This is a genomic window from Duganella sp. Dugasp56 (assembly GCF_047304105.1).
Classification (GTDB): Bacteria; Pseudomonadota; Gammaproteobacteria; order Burkholderiales; family Burkholderiaceae_D; genus Rugamonas; species Rugamonas hordei.
In genome coordinates this window covers 1-16,621 of record NZ_JBGLYQ010000010.1, presented here as the reverse complement: position 1 = coordinate 16,621, position 16,621 = coordinate 1, and the positions used below count along the sequence as shown (strand labels likewise).

The 16,621-nt window shown below is 66.0% G+C and carries 17 protein-coding genes and 1 other RNA gene; 12 read left to right on the top strand and 6 right to left on the bottom strand.

Translation table 11 applies throughout. The features are described from left to right. Positions 1–150 precede the first annotated feature (150 nt). Both ACCD07_RS08745 and ACCD07_RS08740 read left to right on the top strand, forming a co-directional pair. Positions 151–771 carry a class I SAM-dependent methyltransferase gene (locus ACCD07_RS08745; protein ID WP_413447105.1) on the top strand — a complete coding sequence of 207 codons (621 nt, stop codon included), beginning with the start codon at positions 151–153 and terminating at the stop codon, positions 769–771. Positions 772–891: 120 nt separating this feature from the next. Then, positions 892–1,083, top strand: coding sequence for a CsbD family protein (locus tag ACCD07_RS08740; RefSeq protein ID WP_176655021.1), 192 nt, complete (start codon positions 892–894; stop codon positions 1,081–1,083). A 71-nt stretch (positions 1,084–1,154) separates the two neighbouring features. Here ACCD07_RS08740 and ACCD07_RS08735 read toward each other — a convergent pair whose 3' ends face one another. Next, positions 1,155–3,371, bottom strand: a complete 2,217-nt coding sequence (locus ACCD07_RS08735) for an alpha/beta fold hydrolase (protein ID WP_413447104.1) — start codon at positions 3,369–3,371, stop codon at positions 1,155–1,157. A gap of 128 nt (positions 3,372–3,499) precedes the next feature. Continuing rightward, positions 3,500–4,885, bottom strand: a complete 1,386-nt coding sequence (locus ACCD07_RS08730) for an MATE family efflux transporter (RefSeq protein ID WP_413447103.1) — start codon at positions 4,883–4,885, stop codon at positions 3,500–3,502. A 181-nt stretch (positions 4,886–5,066) separates the two neighbouring features. On the opposite strand from ACCD07_RS08730, the gene ACCD07_RS08725 reads away from it, so the two are divergent. The 4 genes from ACCD07_RS08725 (at position 5,067) to ACCD07_RS08710 (ending at position 7,524) form a co-directional block, all read left to right on the top strand. Continuing rightward, positions 5,067–5,771 (top strand): beta/gamma crystallin family protein, encoded by a 705-nt coding sequence (locus ACCD07_RS08725; RefSeq protein WP_413447102.1) that lies wholly within the window; start codon positions 5,067–5,069, stop codon positions 5,769–5,771. A gap of 50 nt (positions 5,772–5,821) precedes the next feature. Next, positions 5,822–6,172 carry a beta/gamma crystallin-related protein gene (locus ACCD07_RS08720; RefSeq protein ID WP_413447101.1) on the top strand — a complete coding sequence of 117 codons (351 nt, stop codon included), beginning with the start codon at positions 5,822–5,824 and terminating at the stop codon, positions 6,170–6,172. A 67-nt stretch (positions 6,173–6,239) separates the two neighbouring features. Then, a complete protein-coding gene (locus tag ACCD07_RS08715) occupies positions 6,240–7,184 on the top strand; it encodes a DnaJ C-terminal domain-containing protein (RefSeq protein WP_176655026.1) in 945 nt (314 codons plus the stop codon). Positions 7,185–7,215: 31 nt separating this feature from the next. Further along, positions 7,216–7,524, top strand: a complete 309-nt coding sequence (locus ACCD07_RS08710) for a chaperone modulator CbpM (RefSeq protein ID WP_176655027.1) — start codon at positions 7,216–7,218, stop codon at positions 7,522–7,524. On the opposite strand, the gene ACCD07_RS08705 is transcribed toward ACCD07_RS08710, so the two are convergent. Continuing rightward, positions 7,502–8,608 carry a LysR family transcriptional regulator gene (locus ACCD07_RS08705; protein WP_176655028.1) on the bottom strand — a complete coding sequence of 369 codons (1,107 nt, stop codon included), beginning with the start codon at positions 8,606–8,608 and terminating at the stop codon, positions 7,502–7,504. The two genes, ACCD07_RS08710 and ACCD07_RS08705, sit on opposite strands and share 23 nt — an antisense overlap. A gap of 126 nt (positions 8,609–8,734) precedes the next feature. On the opposite strand from ACCD07_RS08705, the gene ACCD07_RS08700 reads away from it, so the two are divergent. From ACCD07_RS08700 to ACCD07_RS08685, 4 genes are all read left to right on the top strand, one after another. Then, the gene (locus ACCD07_RS08700; protein WP_176655029.1) at positions 8,735–9,346 is read left to right on the top strand and encodes an FMN-dependent NADH-azoreductase; all 612 of its coding nucleotides are present in this window, start codon (positions 8,735–8,737) and stop codon (positions 9,344–9,346) included. A 106-nt stretch (positions 9,347–9,452) separates the two neighbouring features. Next, positions 9,453–10,307 carry a cysteine hydrolase gene (locus tag ACCD07_RS08695; protein ID WP_413447100.1) on the top strand — a complete coding sequence of 285 codons (855 nt, stop codon included), beginning with the start codon at positions 9,453–9,455 and terminating at the stop codon, positions 10,305–10,307. Next, positions 10,304–11,515 (top strand): nicotinate phosphoribosyltransferase, encoded by a 1,212-nt coding sequence (gene pncB / locus ACCD07_RS08690; RefSeq protein WP_413447099.1) that lies wholly within the window; start codon positions 10,304–10,306, stop codon positions 11,513–11,515. The genes ACCD07_RS08695 and pncB overlap by 4 nt, the downstream gene beginning before the upstream one ends. After that, positions 11,512–13,794: a putative bifunctional diguanylate cyclase/phosphodiesterase gene (locus tag ACCD07_RS08685; protein WP_413447098.1), complete on the top strand. Its 2,283-nt coding sequence runs from the start codon at positions 11,512–11,514 to the stop codon at positions 13,792–13,794. Before pncB ends, ACCD07_RS08685 begins: the two co-directional genes overlap by 4 nt. Before the next feature lie 18 nt (positions 13,795–13,812). Here ACCD07_RS08685 and ACCD07_RS08680 read toward each other — a convergent pair whose 3' ends face one another. Genes ACCD07_RS08680 through ACCD07_RS08670 form a run of 3 tightly spaced genes read right to left on the bottom strand, consistent with a single transcriptional unit; the run spans position 13,813 to position 15,127 of the window. Further along, a complete protein-coding gene (locus tag ACCD07_RS08680) occupies positions 13,813–14,115 on the bottom strand; it encodes a hypothetical protein (RefSeq protein ID WP_176655033.1) in 303 nt (100 codons plus the stop codon). A gap of 39 nt (positions 14,116–14,154) precedes the next feature. Further along, positions 14,155–14,454 (bottom strand): antibiotic biosynthesis monooxygenase family protein, encoded by a 300-nt coding sequence (locus tag ACCD07_RS08675; protein ID WP_176655034.1) that lies wholly within the window; start codon positions 14,452–14,454, stop codon positions 14,155–14,157. A 28-nt stretch (positions 14,455–14,482) separates the two neighbouring features. Next, positions 14,483–15,127: a TetR family transcriptional regulator gene (locus ACCD07_RS08670; RefSeq protein WP_176655035.1), complete on the bottom strand. Its 645-nt coding sequence runs from the start codon at positions 15,125–15,127 to the stop codon at positions 14,483–14,485. Positions 15,128–15,299: 172 nt separating this feature from the next. Here ACCD07_RS08670 and ACCD07_RS08665 point away from each other — a divergent pair, with 172 nt between their 5' ends. Beyond that, on the top strand, positions 15,300–15,851 hold the full coding sequence (locus ACCD07_RS08665; protein ID WP_413447097.1) for a hypothetical protein: 552 nt from the start codon (positions 15,300–15,302) through the stop codon (positions 15,849–15,851). A 189-nt stretch (positions 15,852–16,040) separates the two neighbouring features. After that, positions 16,041–16,401: a transfer-messenger RNA gene (gene ssrA / locus ACCD07_RS08660) on the top strand. The last annotated feature ends 220 nt before the right edge of the window (positions 16,402–16,621 follow it).

Sequence of the window (16,621 nt, the reverse complement as noted above, 5' to 3'; positions counted from 1 at the left end):
TTTGACGGTTTTTGCTTCTTCCTGTCTCTGTTGGACCAGGTCCGCCGCCTGAAGTTCATTTGAAGCGAAAAGAGCAAAAAAGAGCTATACAAAAGAGCATGTTTGTACGAGAGAGTGGAGTGCGGGTACCCCGGTATGTATACTAGCGGCATGAATTCCGACGACATCGAACAAATCACGCAGACCACGCTGCAGCACTACGAGCGCAACGCGGAGCAGTTTTTCGCCGGCACCATCGACCATGACGTCAGCCAGAACATCGCCGCCTTGCTCGATGCGATCGACGCGCCGGCGCCTTACCGCTTGCTGGACCTGGGCTGCGGGCCGGGGCGCGACCTGAAAACGTTCAAGGACATGGGGCACGAGGCGATCGGCGTCGACGGCTCGGCGCGATTCGTCGAGATGGCGCGCGCCTACAGCGGTTGCCAGGCCTGGCGGCAGGACTTCGTCAAGCTCGACCTGCCCGCCGGTTTTTTTGACGGCATCTACGCCAACGCCTCCCTGTTCCACGTGCCCAGCGCGGCGTTGCCGAAAGTGCTGTGCGACTTGCACGCGGCCTTGAAGACGGGCGGCGTCCTGTTCAGCTCCAATCCGCGCGGCGACAACCGCGAAGGCTGGAACGGCCCGCGCTACGGCAGCTACTACGACTACGACACATGGGAACATTACCTGACCGCAGCAGGTTTTATCGCTGTCCAACATTACTATCGCCCGGCAGGGTTGCCGCGCGATCAGCAGCCATGGTTGGCTAGTGTCTGGCGGAAATCTTGATCGATGGACTGCGTTCGCGAGCGCACAGAAGCGGTGCGCGCAGCGGCCTATAGTGGAACGCATGCACACAGCACAACGCTGCGTGTCCCTGTAGCTTCATCACCCATTAAGGAGTTCACCATGAACAAGGATCAAGTCAAAGGTACGGCCAAGGACATCGGCGGCAAAATCCAGCAGGAAGCCGGCAAGCTGGTCGGCAGCTCGGAGCAGCAAGCCAAGGGCCTGAACAAGCAAGCTGAAGGCAAGCTGCAAAAAGGCCTGGGCGACGCGAAAGAAGCCGTCAAGGACATCACCAAAGGCAACCGCAACTAATTGCCGCAGCCCATAAAAAAACAGCCGCCTCGGTGAACGAGGCGGCTGTTTTTGGTTTACCCGCGTTCGAATTACTTCGCCGCTTCCGGCATCAGGTTCTTCTTGAAGAAGGCTTCGATGTTGCCGTACACGTGGCGCTGCGGACCACGTCCCGAGATGCCGTGCTTGGCGCCCGGATAGGTCATCAGCTCGAAGTGCACGTTGCGCTTGACCAGCGCGTCGATCATGCGCGTGGTGTTGGTGAACAGCACGTTGTCGTCGGCCATGCCGTGCATCAGCAGCAGCGGCGATTTCAAGCCGTCCAGGTGCGAGTACACGCCGCTGTAGTCATAGCCGGCCGCGTTCTCTTTCGGCATGCCCATGAACTGCTCGGTGTAGTGGGTGTCGTACAGCGACCAGTCGGTCACCGGCGCCACCGACACGCCCATGGCGATCTTGTCCGACGCCTCGGCCAGCAGACGCAAGGTCATGAAGCCGCCGTAGCTCCAGCCGAACACGCCCACGCGCCTGGCGTCGACGTAGCTTTGCTTGCCCAGCCATTCGATGCCGGTGACCTGGTCTTCGACCTCGACCTTGCCCAGCTGATGGTAGTTGGCGTCGGTGAAGGCGCGTTCGCGGCGCGACGCGCCACGGTTGTCCAGGCGCCAGACGATGAAGCCCTGCTGCGCCATGTACTGGTCGAAGAAGTTGCCCCACTTGCGCGCCACGTGCTGCGAGTGCGGGCCGCCGTAGGTCGACAGGAACACCGGGTATTTCTTCGACGCGTCGAAGCCGCTCGGCTTGATCATCGAGTAGTACAAGGTCTGGCCGTCCTTGGCCTTGAGCGTGCCGTATTCGGTCTTCAGGTGGGCGTCCATGTACTTGCCGTACGGGTGGGACGCGTTCAGTTCGTTGTGCTCCAGCCAGCTGATCATGGCGCCGTCCGGACGGCGGATGCTGACCTGCGGCGGCGTGCTCGGGTCGGAGTACGTGTCGACGAACACTTCGCCGTTGCGCGCGAAGGACGAGTCATGCCAGCCGTCGCCCTGGGTGATGCGGACCGGCTTGTCGGCGGTGCTGCCGTCGAGCTTGAGCGCGTAGGTCTGGCTGTCGATGACGGCGTCGCGGTTCGACTGCACGAACACGCGGCCGCCTTTTTCGTCCACCGCCAGCACGCGGTCTATGCCCCATTCGCCCTGCGAGATCGGGTGCAGCAGCTTGCCGCTCATGTCGTACAGGTACAGGTGCTTGCGGCCGCTGCGCTCGGACGACCAGATGAAGCCCTTGTCGTTGCCGAGGAAGCGCAGGTCGTCGAAGATGCTGACCCAGGTCGGCGACGTTTCGGTGACCAGCACCTTTTGCGCCAAGGTGGCGGCGTCGACCGACACCAGTTCCAGCTTCTTCTGGTCGCGGCTCTGGCGCTGGAACAGCAGCGCCTTGGCGCTGGCGCTCCAGTCGGCGCGCACCAGGTAGATGTCCTGGTTGGCGCCGAGGTCGACGTCGCGGGTCGCGCCGGTCGCGGTCGAGACGATCTTCAGCTGCACCAGCACGTTCGGATCGCCGGCGGCCGGGTAGCGCTGCTCGACCACGTCGGTGCGGTCGGCGAAGATTTCAAAGCGGCGCACCACCGGCACCGGCGCCTCGTCGTAGCGCTTGTAGGCGATGGCCGAGTCGTCCGGCGCCCAGTAGTAGCCGGTGGTCTGCGCCATCTCTTCCTGCGCGACGAATTCGGCCTCGCCGTTGTGGATGGTGCCGGCGCCGTCGCTGGTCAGCTGCTTTTCCTTGCCGCTGGCCAGGTCGAGGATGTACAGGTTCTGGTCGCGCACGAAGGACACGTAGCGGCCTTTGGGCGAGATCTTCGGATCGAGCACGTTGCCGGAGGCGACCATGCGCGCCGCGTCGGGCTTGCTGACGTCGATCAGGTACAGGTTGCCGGCGATCGGCACCAAGAGCTGCTTGCCGTCCGGCGACCAGCTGTAGCTGAGGATGCCCTTGAGGCTGGCGGTGCGCTCGCGCTCGCGGCGGGCCTTCTCGGCGGCCGACAGGTTCTCGTCCGGCACCAGCGTCTTGGAGTCGACCAGGCGGTGGGTGGACTTGTCGTGCAGATTGTATTCCCACAGGTCCATCTGGAACTGGTTGTCTTCACGGCCGCGCAGGAAGGTCACGCGGGCGCCGTCCGGCGACACCTTCAGGCTGCGCACGCCGGGGCCGCTCAGCGACGGGTCGGCCTGCAGGCGGTCCAACGTCAGTTTTTCGGCGGAGGCTTGGGCGCCGGCCAGCAGCGCAAGGAAGCAGAGAATAAATCGCATGGAGTGAGTGTCTCTCGGTTATCGGAACCCAAGACGATACCAGACCGGCCCGGTTGTGGCGAGATGGCAATATTCTGAATGCGCTATGGAAAACCGTTTTTCCTTCGGCGTAATGTATCGCTATGTTTCTAGCCCGCCGCCACGCGCTGGCGCGCCAGCCGCTGCAAGGCCCAGCTCAGCAGCACGGCCGCCACCGTCAGGCCGATCACCAGCCCGATCCAGAAGCCGGCCGCCGCCATCGGCGCGGCCGGCGTCCACGGCAGCCATTGCGGCGCCAGCCCCAGCCAGCAGCCCAGCGGCAGCGCGAAGCCCCAGAACGCCAGCAGCTGGATCTGCATCGGCTGGCGCGTGACCTTGTAGCCGCGGATCGCGCACGAGGTCGCCACCTGGGTGGCGTCCGACAGCTGGAACAGCGCGGCAAACAGCAGCAGCCGCACGCACGCGGCCTGCACCGCCGCGTCCGACGTGTAGGCGGCGGCGATCTGCTGGCGGAACACGACGATGAACAGCGCCGACAGCACGCCGAACGCCAGCGACATCCACACGCCGACCCAGGCCACGAAGCGCGCCTTGCGCGGATCGCCTTCGCCCACCGACTGGCCGACGCGGGTGATCAGCGCGATGCCAAAGCTCAGCGGCACCATGAACACCAGCGAGGTGAAGTTCAGCGCGATCTGGTGCGCGGCGATCTGCACCACGCCGTAGCGCGCCACCAGCAGGCTGACCGCGCCGAACGCGCTGACCTCGGCGAAATAGGTGACGCCGATCGGCAGGCCCAGCTTGAGCATGGCGCGGATCTCCGGCCAGTGCGGCCATTCCCAGCGGGTGAACGGCCACGTGGCGCGGTAGGCCGGCGCCAGGCGCATCCACACCAGCATGGCGCCCAGCATCAGCCACATGCACAGGCCGGTCGCCACCGCGCAGCCGACGCCGCCCAGCGCCGGCAGGCCCCAGTGGCCGAAGATCAGCAGCCAGTTGACGACGATGTTGAAGCCCAGGCCCAGCAGCGCGATGACCATCATCGGCTTGGTCTGGTTGATGCTGGTGCTGTAGCCGTACAGCGTGCGGCAGGCGGCGTACGGCGGCAGGCCGATGCTGATCACGTGCACGAACAGCGAGGCTTGCCGGTGCACGTAGGGCGTCAGGTACAGGTGGTCGAACAGCAGGGTGGCCAGGTTGGCCAAGAGCATGGCCACCACGCCCACGCCCAGCGCCTTCCACAGCGACTGGCGCACCACGTGCGGCACGCGCGCCAGCGCGCCGGCGCCGACGTCGTGCGCGACCACGCTGTTAATCGCCATCATGGTGCCGCTGACGGTGACCAGGATGATGGACCAGATCGACGCCCCCAGCGACACCGCGCCCAGCTCGTCGGCGCTGGCGTGGCCGGTCATGGCCACGTCGGCCACGCCCATGCCGACGGTGGCCAGCTGGCCGACCAGCATCGGCCACGCCAGGCGCCACAGGGCGGCGGCTTCGAGGCGGATGTTGGCGGGTTTGAAGGTATGCGGCATAAAGGATGGCGAACGATGGCGGTGGCGTCGGGCCGGCGATTTTACCGCGCCGAGGCCGCCGCCGCATCGCGTTCGATTTCGCGCTCGATTACAATTGCTTGCAATTTAGTAAAATTCGGCCGTCGTCGCAACGGCCGGCCCGCACGTTATGGCTGAACAACAACTAACATCGGTATTCCAAATGAAAACCTTATTGCACCGCCTGACTTCCGCCGCCCTGATGCTGGCCGCCCCGCTGCTGTTTGCCGCCGGCGCCCAGGCGGGCGAGATCACCCTGTACACCCACGCCAACTTCGGCGGCGCCTCGGTCACCTTGCGCAACACCACGCCGGACCTGGTGCCGCTGGGCTTCAACGACCGCACCTCCAGCGTGGTGGTGCGCTCCGGCGCTTGGGAACTGTGCGAGCACGCCGATTTCCGCGGCCGCTGCGTGGTCCTCGAGCGCGGCGAATACCCGGTGCTGGAAGGCTTCAACGACCAGGTGTCGTCGGCGCGCGAGGTTGCCGGCCGCGGCCGCGATTACCGGGACGGCCGCGACGACCGTGACAACCGCGGCGATAATCGTGACTACCGCGGCGGCGAGCGCGACGGGCGCCATGGCTGGCGCGACGACGACCGTGGCTACGGCCGCCGCGGCGAACCCATCATCCTGTACTCGCACGCCGGCTTCAGCGGCGCCAAGGTCGAGCTGCACACCGACGTCGTGCGCACGCTGACCGACTACGATTTCAACGACCAGACCGGCTCCATCATCGTCAACGAAGGCCGCTGGCAGCTGTGCGAGCACGCCGATTTCGGCGGCCGCTGCATCGTGCTCGAGCCGGGCCGCTACGAGCAGCTGGACAATATGAACGACCGCATCTCGTCGCTGCGCCGCCTGCGCTGACGCGCATGCGTTATCATTCGGGCCACACCCCCGCCGCGGAGACGACCGTCATGAAGACCCTGCTGTGCACCATCCTGCTGAGCGCCGCCGTCCCGGCGGCGCAGGCCGGCGACATCACGCTGTACACGCGCGACCACTTCGGCGGCCCGGCGCTGCAGCTGCACGGCTCGGAGCCGGACCTGGACAAGCTGGGCTTCAACGACCGCACCTCCAGCGTGGTGGTGCACAGCGGCACCTGGGAAGTGTGCGAAAGCAAACATTACAAGGGCAAGTGCCTGGTGCTGGAGAAGGGCGAATACGCCGAGCTGAAGAACTTCAACGACATGATGTCGTCGGTGCGCGAGCTGGAGCCGAACCGCGACGCCAAGCAGGCCGACAAGGACAAGCCGGGCCGCAAGTGAGCTGGCGCACGACGGTGCGCCGCGTTTTTCGGTAGACTGTGCTGGACGAACTACGGGAGCGCGCGACGTGGAATACAAGGATTACTACCAGACCCTGGGCGTGCCGAAGACGGCCACCGAGGAAGAGATCAAGAAAGCCTACCGCAAGCTGGTCCGGAAATACCATCCGGACGTCAGCAAGGAAGCGGATGCGCAAAAGAAAACCCAGGAGCTGAACGAGGCCTACGGCGTGCTGGGCGACGCCGAAAAGCGCGCCGCCTACGACGAGCTCGGGCGCGGCCACCAGTACCGCGCCGGCCAGGAATTCCGCCCGCCGCCGGACTGGGGCCGCGGCTTCGGCAATGGCGGCGCCGGCGCCGGCCCGGGCGGCTTCGGCGGCGACGCCATGGGCAGCGACTTCTTCGCCGACCTGTTCGCCAACCTGGGCGGCGGCGGCCGCCGGCGCCAGCAGGCGCCGCGGCGCGGCGAGGACAGCCACGCCAGCATCGCCATCGACCTGGGCGACAGCTACACCGGCGCCACCCGCACCATCAGCCTGATGGTGGCCGAACGCGACGCCCACGACCGCATCGTCACGCGCGAGCGCAACCTCAGCGTCAACATTCCCAAGGGCGTGACGGCCGGCCAGCAGCTGCGCCTGAGCGGCCAGGGCCAGCCGGGCGCGGCCGGGCCGGGCGACTTGTACCTGGAAATCCAGTTCCGCCCCAACGCGCGCTACCGCATCGACGGGCGCGACGTCTACGAAACGGTGCCGGTGGCGCCGTGGGAGCTGGCGCTGGGCGGCGAGATCGAGGTCGGCACGCCGTCGGGCAAGGTCACCGTGACGGTGCCGGCCGGCTCGCAGAGCGGGCGCAAGCTGCGCCTGCGCGGGCGCGGCATTCCCGGCAAGGAGGCCGGCGACCTGTACCTGCTGCTGGAAGTGGTGCTGCCGCCGGCCAACACCGAACAGGCCCGCGAAGTGTATCGAACGATGGCGCGCGAGCTGGCGTTCAACCCGCGCGCGGCAGGATGAACGATGGAGGACAATCCATGGAGGACGAGCGATGGGACAGGCAATAGTAACCGCGGTGCTGGTCGACGAGGCCGCGCTGACGCTCGATGAACTGGCGCAAGCCTGCGCCGTCGAGCCGGACTGGGTGGTGCAGCGGGTGCGCACCGGCATCCTGCTGGACGACGCGCCCGACAGCACGGCCGGCTGGCGCTTCACCAGCGCCGACCTGGTGCGCGCGCGCCGGCTGTGCCAGATCGAGCGCGACTTCGAGGCCAACGACGACGTCGCCGCGCTGGTGGTCGACTTGTCGGAAGAAATCCGCCGCCTGCGCGGCAAGCTCAGCGCCGCCGGAGTGAAATAGGCGACGGCGCGCTGGCGCCGGCCTGCAGCTCGGCCATCGGCGGCCGCGGCCGCGCGGCCTTGCCCGGCTTATCCGCCTTGTCCGACGGCGCGCCGGCCGGCTTGTGCCCGCCGGGCGGGTGGTAGGCGAGGCTGGGCGCGCCGGGCACCGGCTGCGGGCGGGCGTCGTGATTGGGCAGCGCCACGCCCGGCTGCTCCAGCTCGAGGAATTGCTGCATCAGCCAGCGCGTGGCCGGCCCCGGCTCCTCGTCGCCGCGCCGTATCACGTACAGCGGGAAGCTGAACGAATTGCCCTCGGCGATGTCGAGCTGCACCAGGCGGCCGGCGTCCAGGTCCCATTGCACGAACTCCAGCGGCATATTGCCCCAGCCGATGCCGCTGCGCAGCAGCGCGTGCTTGGAGCTCAGGTCGCCCAGGCGCCAGTCGCGCAGGGCCAGCACGCCGAAGTCCTGGCCCTTGGTCAGCGTGCTGCGGTCGGTCAGCACCAGCTGGATGTGCTCGCGCAGGATGTCGGTCGGCACCCGGCCCTCGATCTGCGCCAGCGGATGCTCGGGCGAGACCACCGGCACCATCGTGACGAAGCCGCAGCTCTGGCGCTCGACCACGTCCTGGCTGCCGGGCATCCAGCCGCTGATGCCGATATGGCACTCGCGCTCCATCACCAGTTGCGTCACCGCGCCCAGCGCCTCGGTGCGCAGCCGCATCGACACGGTCGGGAATTCCTTCTGGAACGCGTGCAGGATGCGCACCAGCTTGCAGGTCGAGAACATCACGTCGACCACCACCGACACCTCCGCCTCCAGCCCCGACGACAGCGCCTTGGCGCGGGCGCGCATGCCGTCGACCTTCAGCGACACGGCGCGGGCGTCGGCCAGCAGCGCCTTGCCGGCCTCGGTCAGCACCGGCTTGCGCTTGCTGCGGTCGAGCAGCTCGATGTTGAGCTGCTCTTCCAGGTTGGCGATGGTGTAGCTGATGACCGACTGCGTGCGGTGCAGCGCGCGCGCCGCGTGGGCGAAGCCGCCGTGGTCGATGACCGCGATGAACACGCGTAACTGGTCGAGGGAGGGGAGGCCGGGATCGCGCATGATGGGTTGATCTTGAAAGTTTGATATCGATATTATCGATAAGTAGCATTTAAATTTACACCGTTTCATCGATATTAAACTCGATCTATGATGCATGCAACCAATCTCTTTGAAAGGAAGCACATCATGGCAACCGTACTCCACATCAACAGCAGTGTTCGTCAAAATGGCTCGCTGTCGCGTCAGCTGGGCGCCGAGTTCGTCGCAAAATGGCAGGAAGCCAACCCGTCGGGCACCGTCATCACCCGCGACCTGGCCGCCAACCCCGTGCCGCACCTGACCGAGCAGATGATGGGCGCCTACTTCACCCCGGCCGAGCAGCGCAACGCCGACCAGGCCCACACCATCAAGACCTCCGACGCGCTGGTCGACGAGCTGCTGGCCGCCGACACCATCGTCATCGGCGCGCCGATGTACAACTTCTCCGTCACCTCCGGCCTGAAGGCCTGGATCGACCACGTGGCCCGCGCCGGCCGCACCTTCAAGTATGGCGCCAACGGCCCTGAAGGCCTGGTCAGCGGCAAGAAGGTCTATGTGTTCGTCGCCAGCGGCGGCGCCTACAGCGAAGGCCCTGCCGCCGCCTACGACCACGTGACCACCTACCTGCGCTCGGTGCTGGGCTTCCTCGGCATGACCGACGTCACCTTCATCGTCGCCGAAGGCGTGGCCATGGGCGAAGAAGCGGTGGCCGCCGCCATCGCCAAGAGCCGCACCTCGATCGCCGCGATCGCCGTGTGATGCCTAGCGCCTGTAAGCAACAGTATTTGTCGTAATTAAAGCCCCGCTTGCGGGGCTTTTTGATGGTTACGGTATCATGAAGGCATACATCGTCATGGAGCCTTACATGAAACGGAATCTGCATTTGCTGGTCATCGACCCGCAAAACGATTTTTGCGATTTGCCGGCCAGCCACCGCGCGTCCCATGTGCCGGCGCTGCCGGTGCCGGGCGCGCACCAGGACATGCTGCGGCTGGCCGGCCTGATCAACCGCGGCCGCGCCGGCATCAGCGCCATCAGCATCACGCTGGACTCGCACCACCGCTTCGACATCGCCCACCCGACCTTCTGGATCGCCGCCGACGGCGCGCCGGTGCAGCCCTACACCACCATCAGCGCGGCCGACGTGCGCGCGCAAAAATACCTGCCGCGCCATCCGGCCGCCCTGCCGCTGGCGCTGAACTACCTCGACAAGCTGGAAGCGGCGGGGCGCTACCAGTTGATGGTGTGGCCGGTGCACTGCGAGATCGGCACCTGGGGCAACAACGTGCACGACGACGTGCGCGCCGCCTACGGCGCCTGGGAGGAAGCCTCGCTGGGCATCGTCGCCAAGCTGGCCAAGGGCTCCAACCCGTGGACCGAGCACTATTCCGCAGTGATGGCCGAGGTGCCGGACGCCGACGATCCCGACACCCAGCTCAACACCAAATTCATCGCCACCCTGGCCGGGGCCGACCGTATCTACATCGCCGGCGAGGCCGGCAGCCACTGCGTCAAGGCCACGGTCGAGCACATCGCCGACAACTTCGGCGGCCAGCCGCTGTCCAAGCTGGTGCTGGTGACCGACTGCATGAGCCCGGTCGCCGGCTTCGAGCCGCAGTACCAGGCCTTCCTGCGCGCGATGCAGGTGCGCGGCGTGCAGCTGATGCAGGCCGCCGACGTGCTGCCCGAACTGCTGGCCAACGCCCAGGAAGCGCAATGACCGAGCCCATCGTCCGCAGCCTGCTGGAGACGGACCTGTACAAGTTCACCATGTGGCAGGCGCTGCTGCACGGCCATCCGAACTCGCACACCGAGTACGAATTCGTCTGCCGCAACACGCCGGCCTGGCCGCTGGCCGAGCTGCTGGCCGACGTCGAGCGCGAACTCGACCACCTGTGTTCGATGAGCTTCACCGACGAGGAGTTGACTTACCTGCGCTCGCTGCGCTATATCAAGAGCGACTTCGTCGACTTCCTGACCGTGTTCCGCTTCCAGCGCAAGTTCATCACCGTGCGCGCCGACGGCGACACCCTGGCGATCCACGCCAGCGGCCCCCAGGTGCACGTGATGGGCTTTGAAATCTACGTGCTGTACATCGTCAACGAGCTGTATTTCCGCCGCTTCGACGCGGCCGCCGCGCTGGCCGAGGGACGCGCGCGGCTGGGCGCCAAGATCGCCGCGCTGAAGGCCTTCGGCGCCGAGCCGGCCTGCCGCAACCCGTTCGAGTTTTCCGACTTCGGCACCCGCCGCCGCTATTCCGGCGCCTGGCACGACGAGGTGGTGCAGCGGCTGGCGCGCGAAGTGCCCGAGTATTTCAAGGGCACCTCCAACGTCTACCTGGCGATGAAGTTCGGCCTGGTGCCGATCGGCACCATGGCGCACGAATACATGCAATCGTTCCAGGCCTTCGGCGTGCGGCTGCGCGATTTCCAGAAGGCCTCGCTCGAGGCCTGGGTGCAGGAATACCGGGGCGACCTGGGCGTCGCGCTGACCGACGTGGTCGGCATGGACGCCTTCCTCGACGACTTCGACTTGTACTTCGCCAAGCTGTTCGACGGCCTGCGCCACGATTCGGGCGACCCCGTGGTGTGGGGCGAAAAGGCGCTGGCGCACTACGCCGCGTTGCGCATCGACGCCAAGACCAAGCGCCTGGTGTTCTCCGACGGGCTCGACCTGCAGACCGCGTTCCGCCTGTACCGCCACTTCGCCGACCGCATCATGACCGGCTTCGGCATCGGCACCCACCTGACCAACGATGTCGGCCTGGTGCCGCTGAACATCGTCATGAAGCTGGTGTGCTGCAACGGCCAGTCGGTGGCCAAGCTGTCGGACTCGCCCGGCAAGACGGTGTGCAAGGACGAGACCTTCCTGGCCTACCTGCGCCAGGTGTTCCACCATCCGGCGCAGGCGGCCGGCGGCCAGACATGACTTATCTGTACCTGATCAACTTCGGCATGTTCGTCATCATCGGCGTGGCGCTGCTGCAGGTGTGGCGGCGCCATCCGGCCCAGCGCTTCACCTGCGACCTGGGCTGGTCGACCTTGTTCGCCTCGCTGCTGTCGGCCGGCTACCTGATCCGCATTTCGGCGCCGGCGCCGTTCAACGCCGTCGGCCTGCCGCTGATGGTGGCCGGCGCCATACCCAACGTGCTGTTCCTCAGTTCCGGCGTGCTGCACCTGACCGGCCGCCGGCTGACGCGCGGCGCCGCCGTCGCCATCGGCCTGGGCGCCGCCGTCGCGCTGCTGGCGCCCGGCTACCGCATGCTGACCTGGCCGCTGTTCAACATGGCGCTGCTGGCCGGCCTCGGCCTGCTGGCCGCGCGCTGGCTGTGGCGCAACCAGCCGCTGGAGCGGCTGGTCGGGCCGATGCTGTTGCTGCTGAGCCTGGGCCAGCTGCCGGTGGTGCTGTACGGCGAGCAGGGCATCGCCGCCAACATCCTGGTCGCCACCTTGCTGCGCGCGGCCATCGGCGTGATGTTCGGCCTGTCCGCGCTGGAAGGCGCGGTGCGCGACGCCGGCAAGGTGGCGGCCCGCTTCCAGCTGCTGACCGAGCATTCGGTGCAGGGCGTGGTGGTGACCGACGGCAAGCGCATCCTGTACGCCAATCCCGCCGTGCGCGGCATCTACGGCATGCCGCTGGGACTGGGCAACTACGTGGTGTTTGCCGACCTGCCGCCGGAGAGCTTCAGCGACGACACGCTGCAGCACTACCACGGCCTGTTGCAGACGCAGCAGCTCGACATCGCCAGTTGGGAAGGCCGGCGCGAAGTGGCGGGCGGCCGCGAGCTGGAGCTGCGCTTCGAGGCGTGGCGGGTCGAGTGGGACGGCGTGGCCGCCACGCAGATCCTGATCACCGACGACACCGAGCGCAACGCCAGCGCCCGCGCGCTGGTGCACCAGGCCACGCACGACAAGCTGACCGGCCTGCCCAACCGCACGGTGCTGATGCAGCGGCTCAAGGAATACTGCTACCTGGCCGACGGCTCGCTGCAGTGCACGCTGGTGGTGGTCAACATCGACCGCTTCAAGCTGTTCAACCAGAGCCAGGGCCAGCTGGCCGGCGACCAGGTGCTCAAGGCCTTCGCCGCCGCCGTCAAGCAGGCGCTGGGCGCGCGCGCCGAGCTGATGCGCCTGGGCGGCGACGAGTTCGCCATCGTCGACCCCGACGCCAGCAACGCGCGCGACATCGCCGGCCGCCTGCTGAGCGCGTGCGAGCAGGCGCTCAAGGTGGGCGGCAGCGAATACTACATCGACGCCTCGATGGGCATGGCGGTGTTCCCCGACCACGCCGGCAACGCCGACGGCCTGCTGCGCGCCGCCAACGCCGCCATGTACCAGGCCAAGCGCACGCCGGGCACGTCGCTGGCGATGGCCGAGCAGCGCTTCGAGCTGATGTCGAGCAAGGCGCTGGAAAACGAGCAGGCGCTGCGCAAGGGCATCAAGAACCAGGAAATCTACCTCGACTACCAGCCCAAGATCGACGCCGTCAGCGGCAGGCTGCTGGGCTTCGAGGCGCTGGCGCGCTGGATGCGGCCGGACGTGGGCATGGTCAGCCCGGTCGAGTTCATCGCCATCGCCGAGCGCACCGGCCTGATCGGCGAGCTGGGCGCGATGCTGCTGGAGCGCGCCTGCCGCCAGATCGCCGCCTGGCACGCCGAGATCGGCCACTGCGTGCCGGTGGCGGTCAACGTGTCGCCGGTGCAGCTGCTCAACCGCGGCTTTTTGCAGCTGGTTGAGCGCACGCTGCAGGAAACCGGCATCCCGCCGCATTGCCTGACCTTGGAGATCACGGAAAGCGCGGCGATCGACAACCTGGACGACACGCAGCAGCAGCTGCAGCACCTGAGCGGGCTGGGCATCGACGTGGCGATGGACGATTTCGGCACCGGCTTCTCGTCGCTGAGCATGCTGCGCAAGCTGCCGTTGAGCACCCTGAAAATCGACCGCGGCCTGATCGATCCGCTGCCGGCGCCGGACGCGGTGGCGGTGGTGACGGCGATCTGCCAGCTGGCCGCCGCGCTGAACCTGCAGGTGGTGGCCGAAGGCATCGAAACGCTGGAGCAGGCGATCGCCGCGCGCGACGCCGGCTGCCACGAGCTGCAGGGCTTCTTCTACGCCCGTCCGCTGACGGTGGCCGACGCCGGCGACTGGATGCGGCGCGAGCGGGCGTCGGCCGGCGACGACGAACCGACCGCGCTGGCGGGGTGAGGGGGCTGGCCGGGCGGCTTAGGCCGGATGGGCGCCGAAGCCGCTCATGATGGCGTCGGCCTTTTCGCGGTCGTCGTCATCGTAGATATCGACGGTCAGCATGGCGCCGCTGCGCATGCGCGCCTGGGCGGCGGCGGCCGGGCCGCCGGGCGTCAGCGAGTCGAGGATGTTGCCGACGGTGCTGGTGGCCACGTTGGGCGGCAGCGGCGTGTGCTTGGTCAGCTTGACGCTGGCAATGGGAAAGCCGTTCGACAGCAGGGCGCTGCGGGCGCTTTCGGCGTCCGTCACCTGCTCGAAGTTACGGTGGATGGTGCGGGTCATGATAGCCTCCGGAGTGAGACTGCGCTGTCGATGGCAGGCTCAGAAGCCGGCCACCACGGTTTCAAAATGTTCGACTTTCGGCGGCAGGGCGAAGTGGTTGCCGACCAGGCCGCGCCAGGTCTGGAACCCCGGGCTGCCGCGAAAATCGACCATGTGGTTGTCCACTGTCTGCCAGCCGACCACCAAGTGATACGTATCCGGCACCTCGATGTCGCGGTCCAGGCGCATCGACAGGCAGCCGGTGGCGGCCTTGAACACCGGCACCGCCTCGGCGACCGCGGCCTGGAAGGCGGCGTGGGATTCGGGCTTGATGTACAGCTCGGCGATTTCATAAATCATGGGCATTCCTTAATTTCTGCGGATGCCCCTATTGTGCCTCAAGCGCGGCCGGCGTGCGCAGGATGAACAGCATGGCCTGTTGCGCCAATTCCTTGACGTCGGCGCCGTTGCCGGGTTTATACCACTGCACGGTCCAGTTCAGCGCGCCGAAGATCAGCAGGCGGTCGAACTGCGACGGCATGGCCCAGTCGCCCGAATGATGCAGCGCAGCGATCGCGCGGTCCCAGACCGCCTCGTAGCGGTCCTTGAGCGCGGTGAGGCGCTCGCGCGCCGGCTCGTCGAGCGAGCGCCACTCGTACAGCAGCACGGCGATGAAATGGTGGTCGGGCGCAAGCAGGGTGTGCAGGTGGACCTCGACCAGCCGGCGCAGCATCTCGCGCGGCGGCAGCGTCTGGCTGGCGATGGCTTCGATCTCGGCCAGCGAGCGCTCCATGCCCTGTTCCATGATGGCGGCCAGGATGTCCTGCTTGGTCTTGAAGTGGTAGAACCAGCTGCCGGCCTGGATGCCGGCGGCGGCCGCGATGTCGCGCACGGTGGTGTTGTCATAGCCCTTGGTGCGGAACAGCTGGGCCGATTTCTCGATCAATTCCGCGCGCAGGCCGCCGCTTTCCCCCTTATGGGGACGCCCGCGTTTCTTCGGGCTGGGAGCGGTATCAGAGGCGGCGTCGGGCATGATCGAGGACCGGTGCGGGGGAGGTGATGACTATCATTTTAATGCAGTGTCTGTGGCAAATTCAAAATTCTCAGCCATTTAGCGCATTTTGTGCTGCAATGCAACAAATTGTCTCAAAAGAGCGATTGATACGCATCAGTAGATGGTCCGGTCGAAAGCGTAATGTGTGTGGATGAACTCGACCAATACAGCGTTGGCTCAGCTTGACACGGGCAATGGTGCCGCCGAGGATGGGGATATGGACGCTGAACTAACTCTGATGAGACAGGAAATGGGCGCCGGCTTCAAGGAGGTCAACGCCCGTATCGACGAAGTGCGCCGGGAGGTGACCGCCCGGATAGACGAGTTGCGTAAGGAGACTGCAGAGAACTTCAAGCTGACCGAGGCCAAAATTGAACAATCCCGTCGCGAAGCGGTTGAGTATTCGCGGCTGATTGAGGCCAAGCTGGAAGAAGCCAGAAAGCAGACTGCAGATGGTCTGATGCTGATCGAGGGCAAGTTGGCGGAGGCAAGGCGGCAAACCTGGGACAATTACAAACTCCTCGATGCCAAACTGGACGAGGCGAGGCAGCAAACCTGGGACAACTACCGATTCCTGGATATGAAGCTGGACGAATTCAGGAAGGAGGCCTCAAGACACAGCGAAGTCCAGTTCCGTTGGCTGATGGGCTTGCTGGTCACATTGCTTCTCGGCATAGGCGGGCTGTACGCCCGCCTGGTGTGAGTGACAGAGAATTTGGTGCCGGTATATTTCCCGACCGCCGGCGCCGGTAGTAGCCGCCTGTACGAGGCGCTAAATGGTCGTTCCATGTGAGAACTGAAGCCATCATAACGGCCAAATATGACGGGCGTTTGACGTGGTGGGCAAGGGAATGTACGGCATGGCCCGAAATGCGGTAAAATGAAGTTCTGTGGGGACGACCTGGCTTCGACGTGGGTTGCAAAGCAGAGCAGGGCATACCGAGGGCTGGTTACCTCGTAAATACACCCAGAAAAAACTTAACTGCAAACGATAACTCGTACGCACTGGCAGCTTAATTGCTGTTAGCTCCACAACACCTCGTCCCTGGGGTGGGCCGTTAAAAGCTGTGGAGTCATTTACAGGGACTCGCGCTGTGAGGGGTCACTTCAATCCGCGCTAAATCTAAGGTGAATCGCTAGTCCAAAACGTGCACGTCCGTGTTGTACTGGTTAAATTAAATGATAGTGCTAAGTATGTAGAACTGTCTGTGGAGTGCTTGCGGACGCGGGTTCGATTCCCGCCGTCTCCACCACTGGATTAAAAACAAAGCCCCGCCAGGCGAAAGCCTGGCGGGGCTTTGTTTTTAATCCTATTGCTGGCGCTGGCCGGGAATCGAAACCGCGGGACGCGGGGCGGAGCAGGGAATTGGCCCCCCCAGCGGGGGGGCGGCGGGGCGGGGGGGGGGGGGGGGGGGGGGGGGGGGGGGGGGGGGGGGGGGGGGGGGGGGGAAAAAAAAGGGGGGGGGGGGTTGT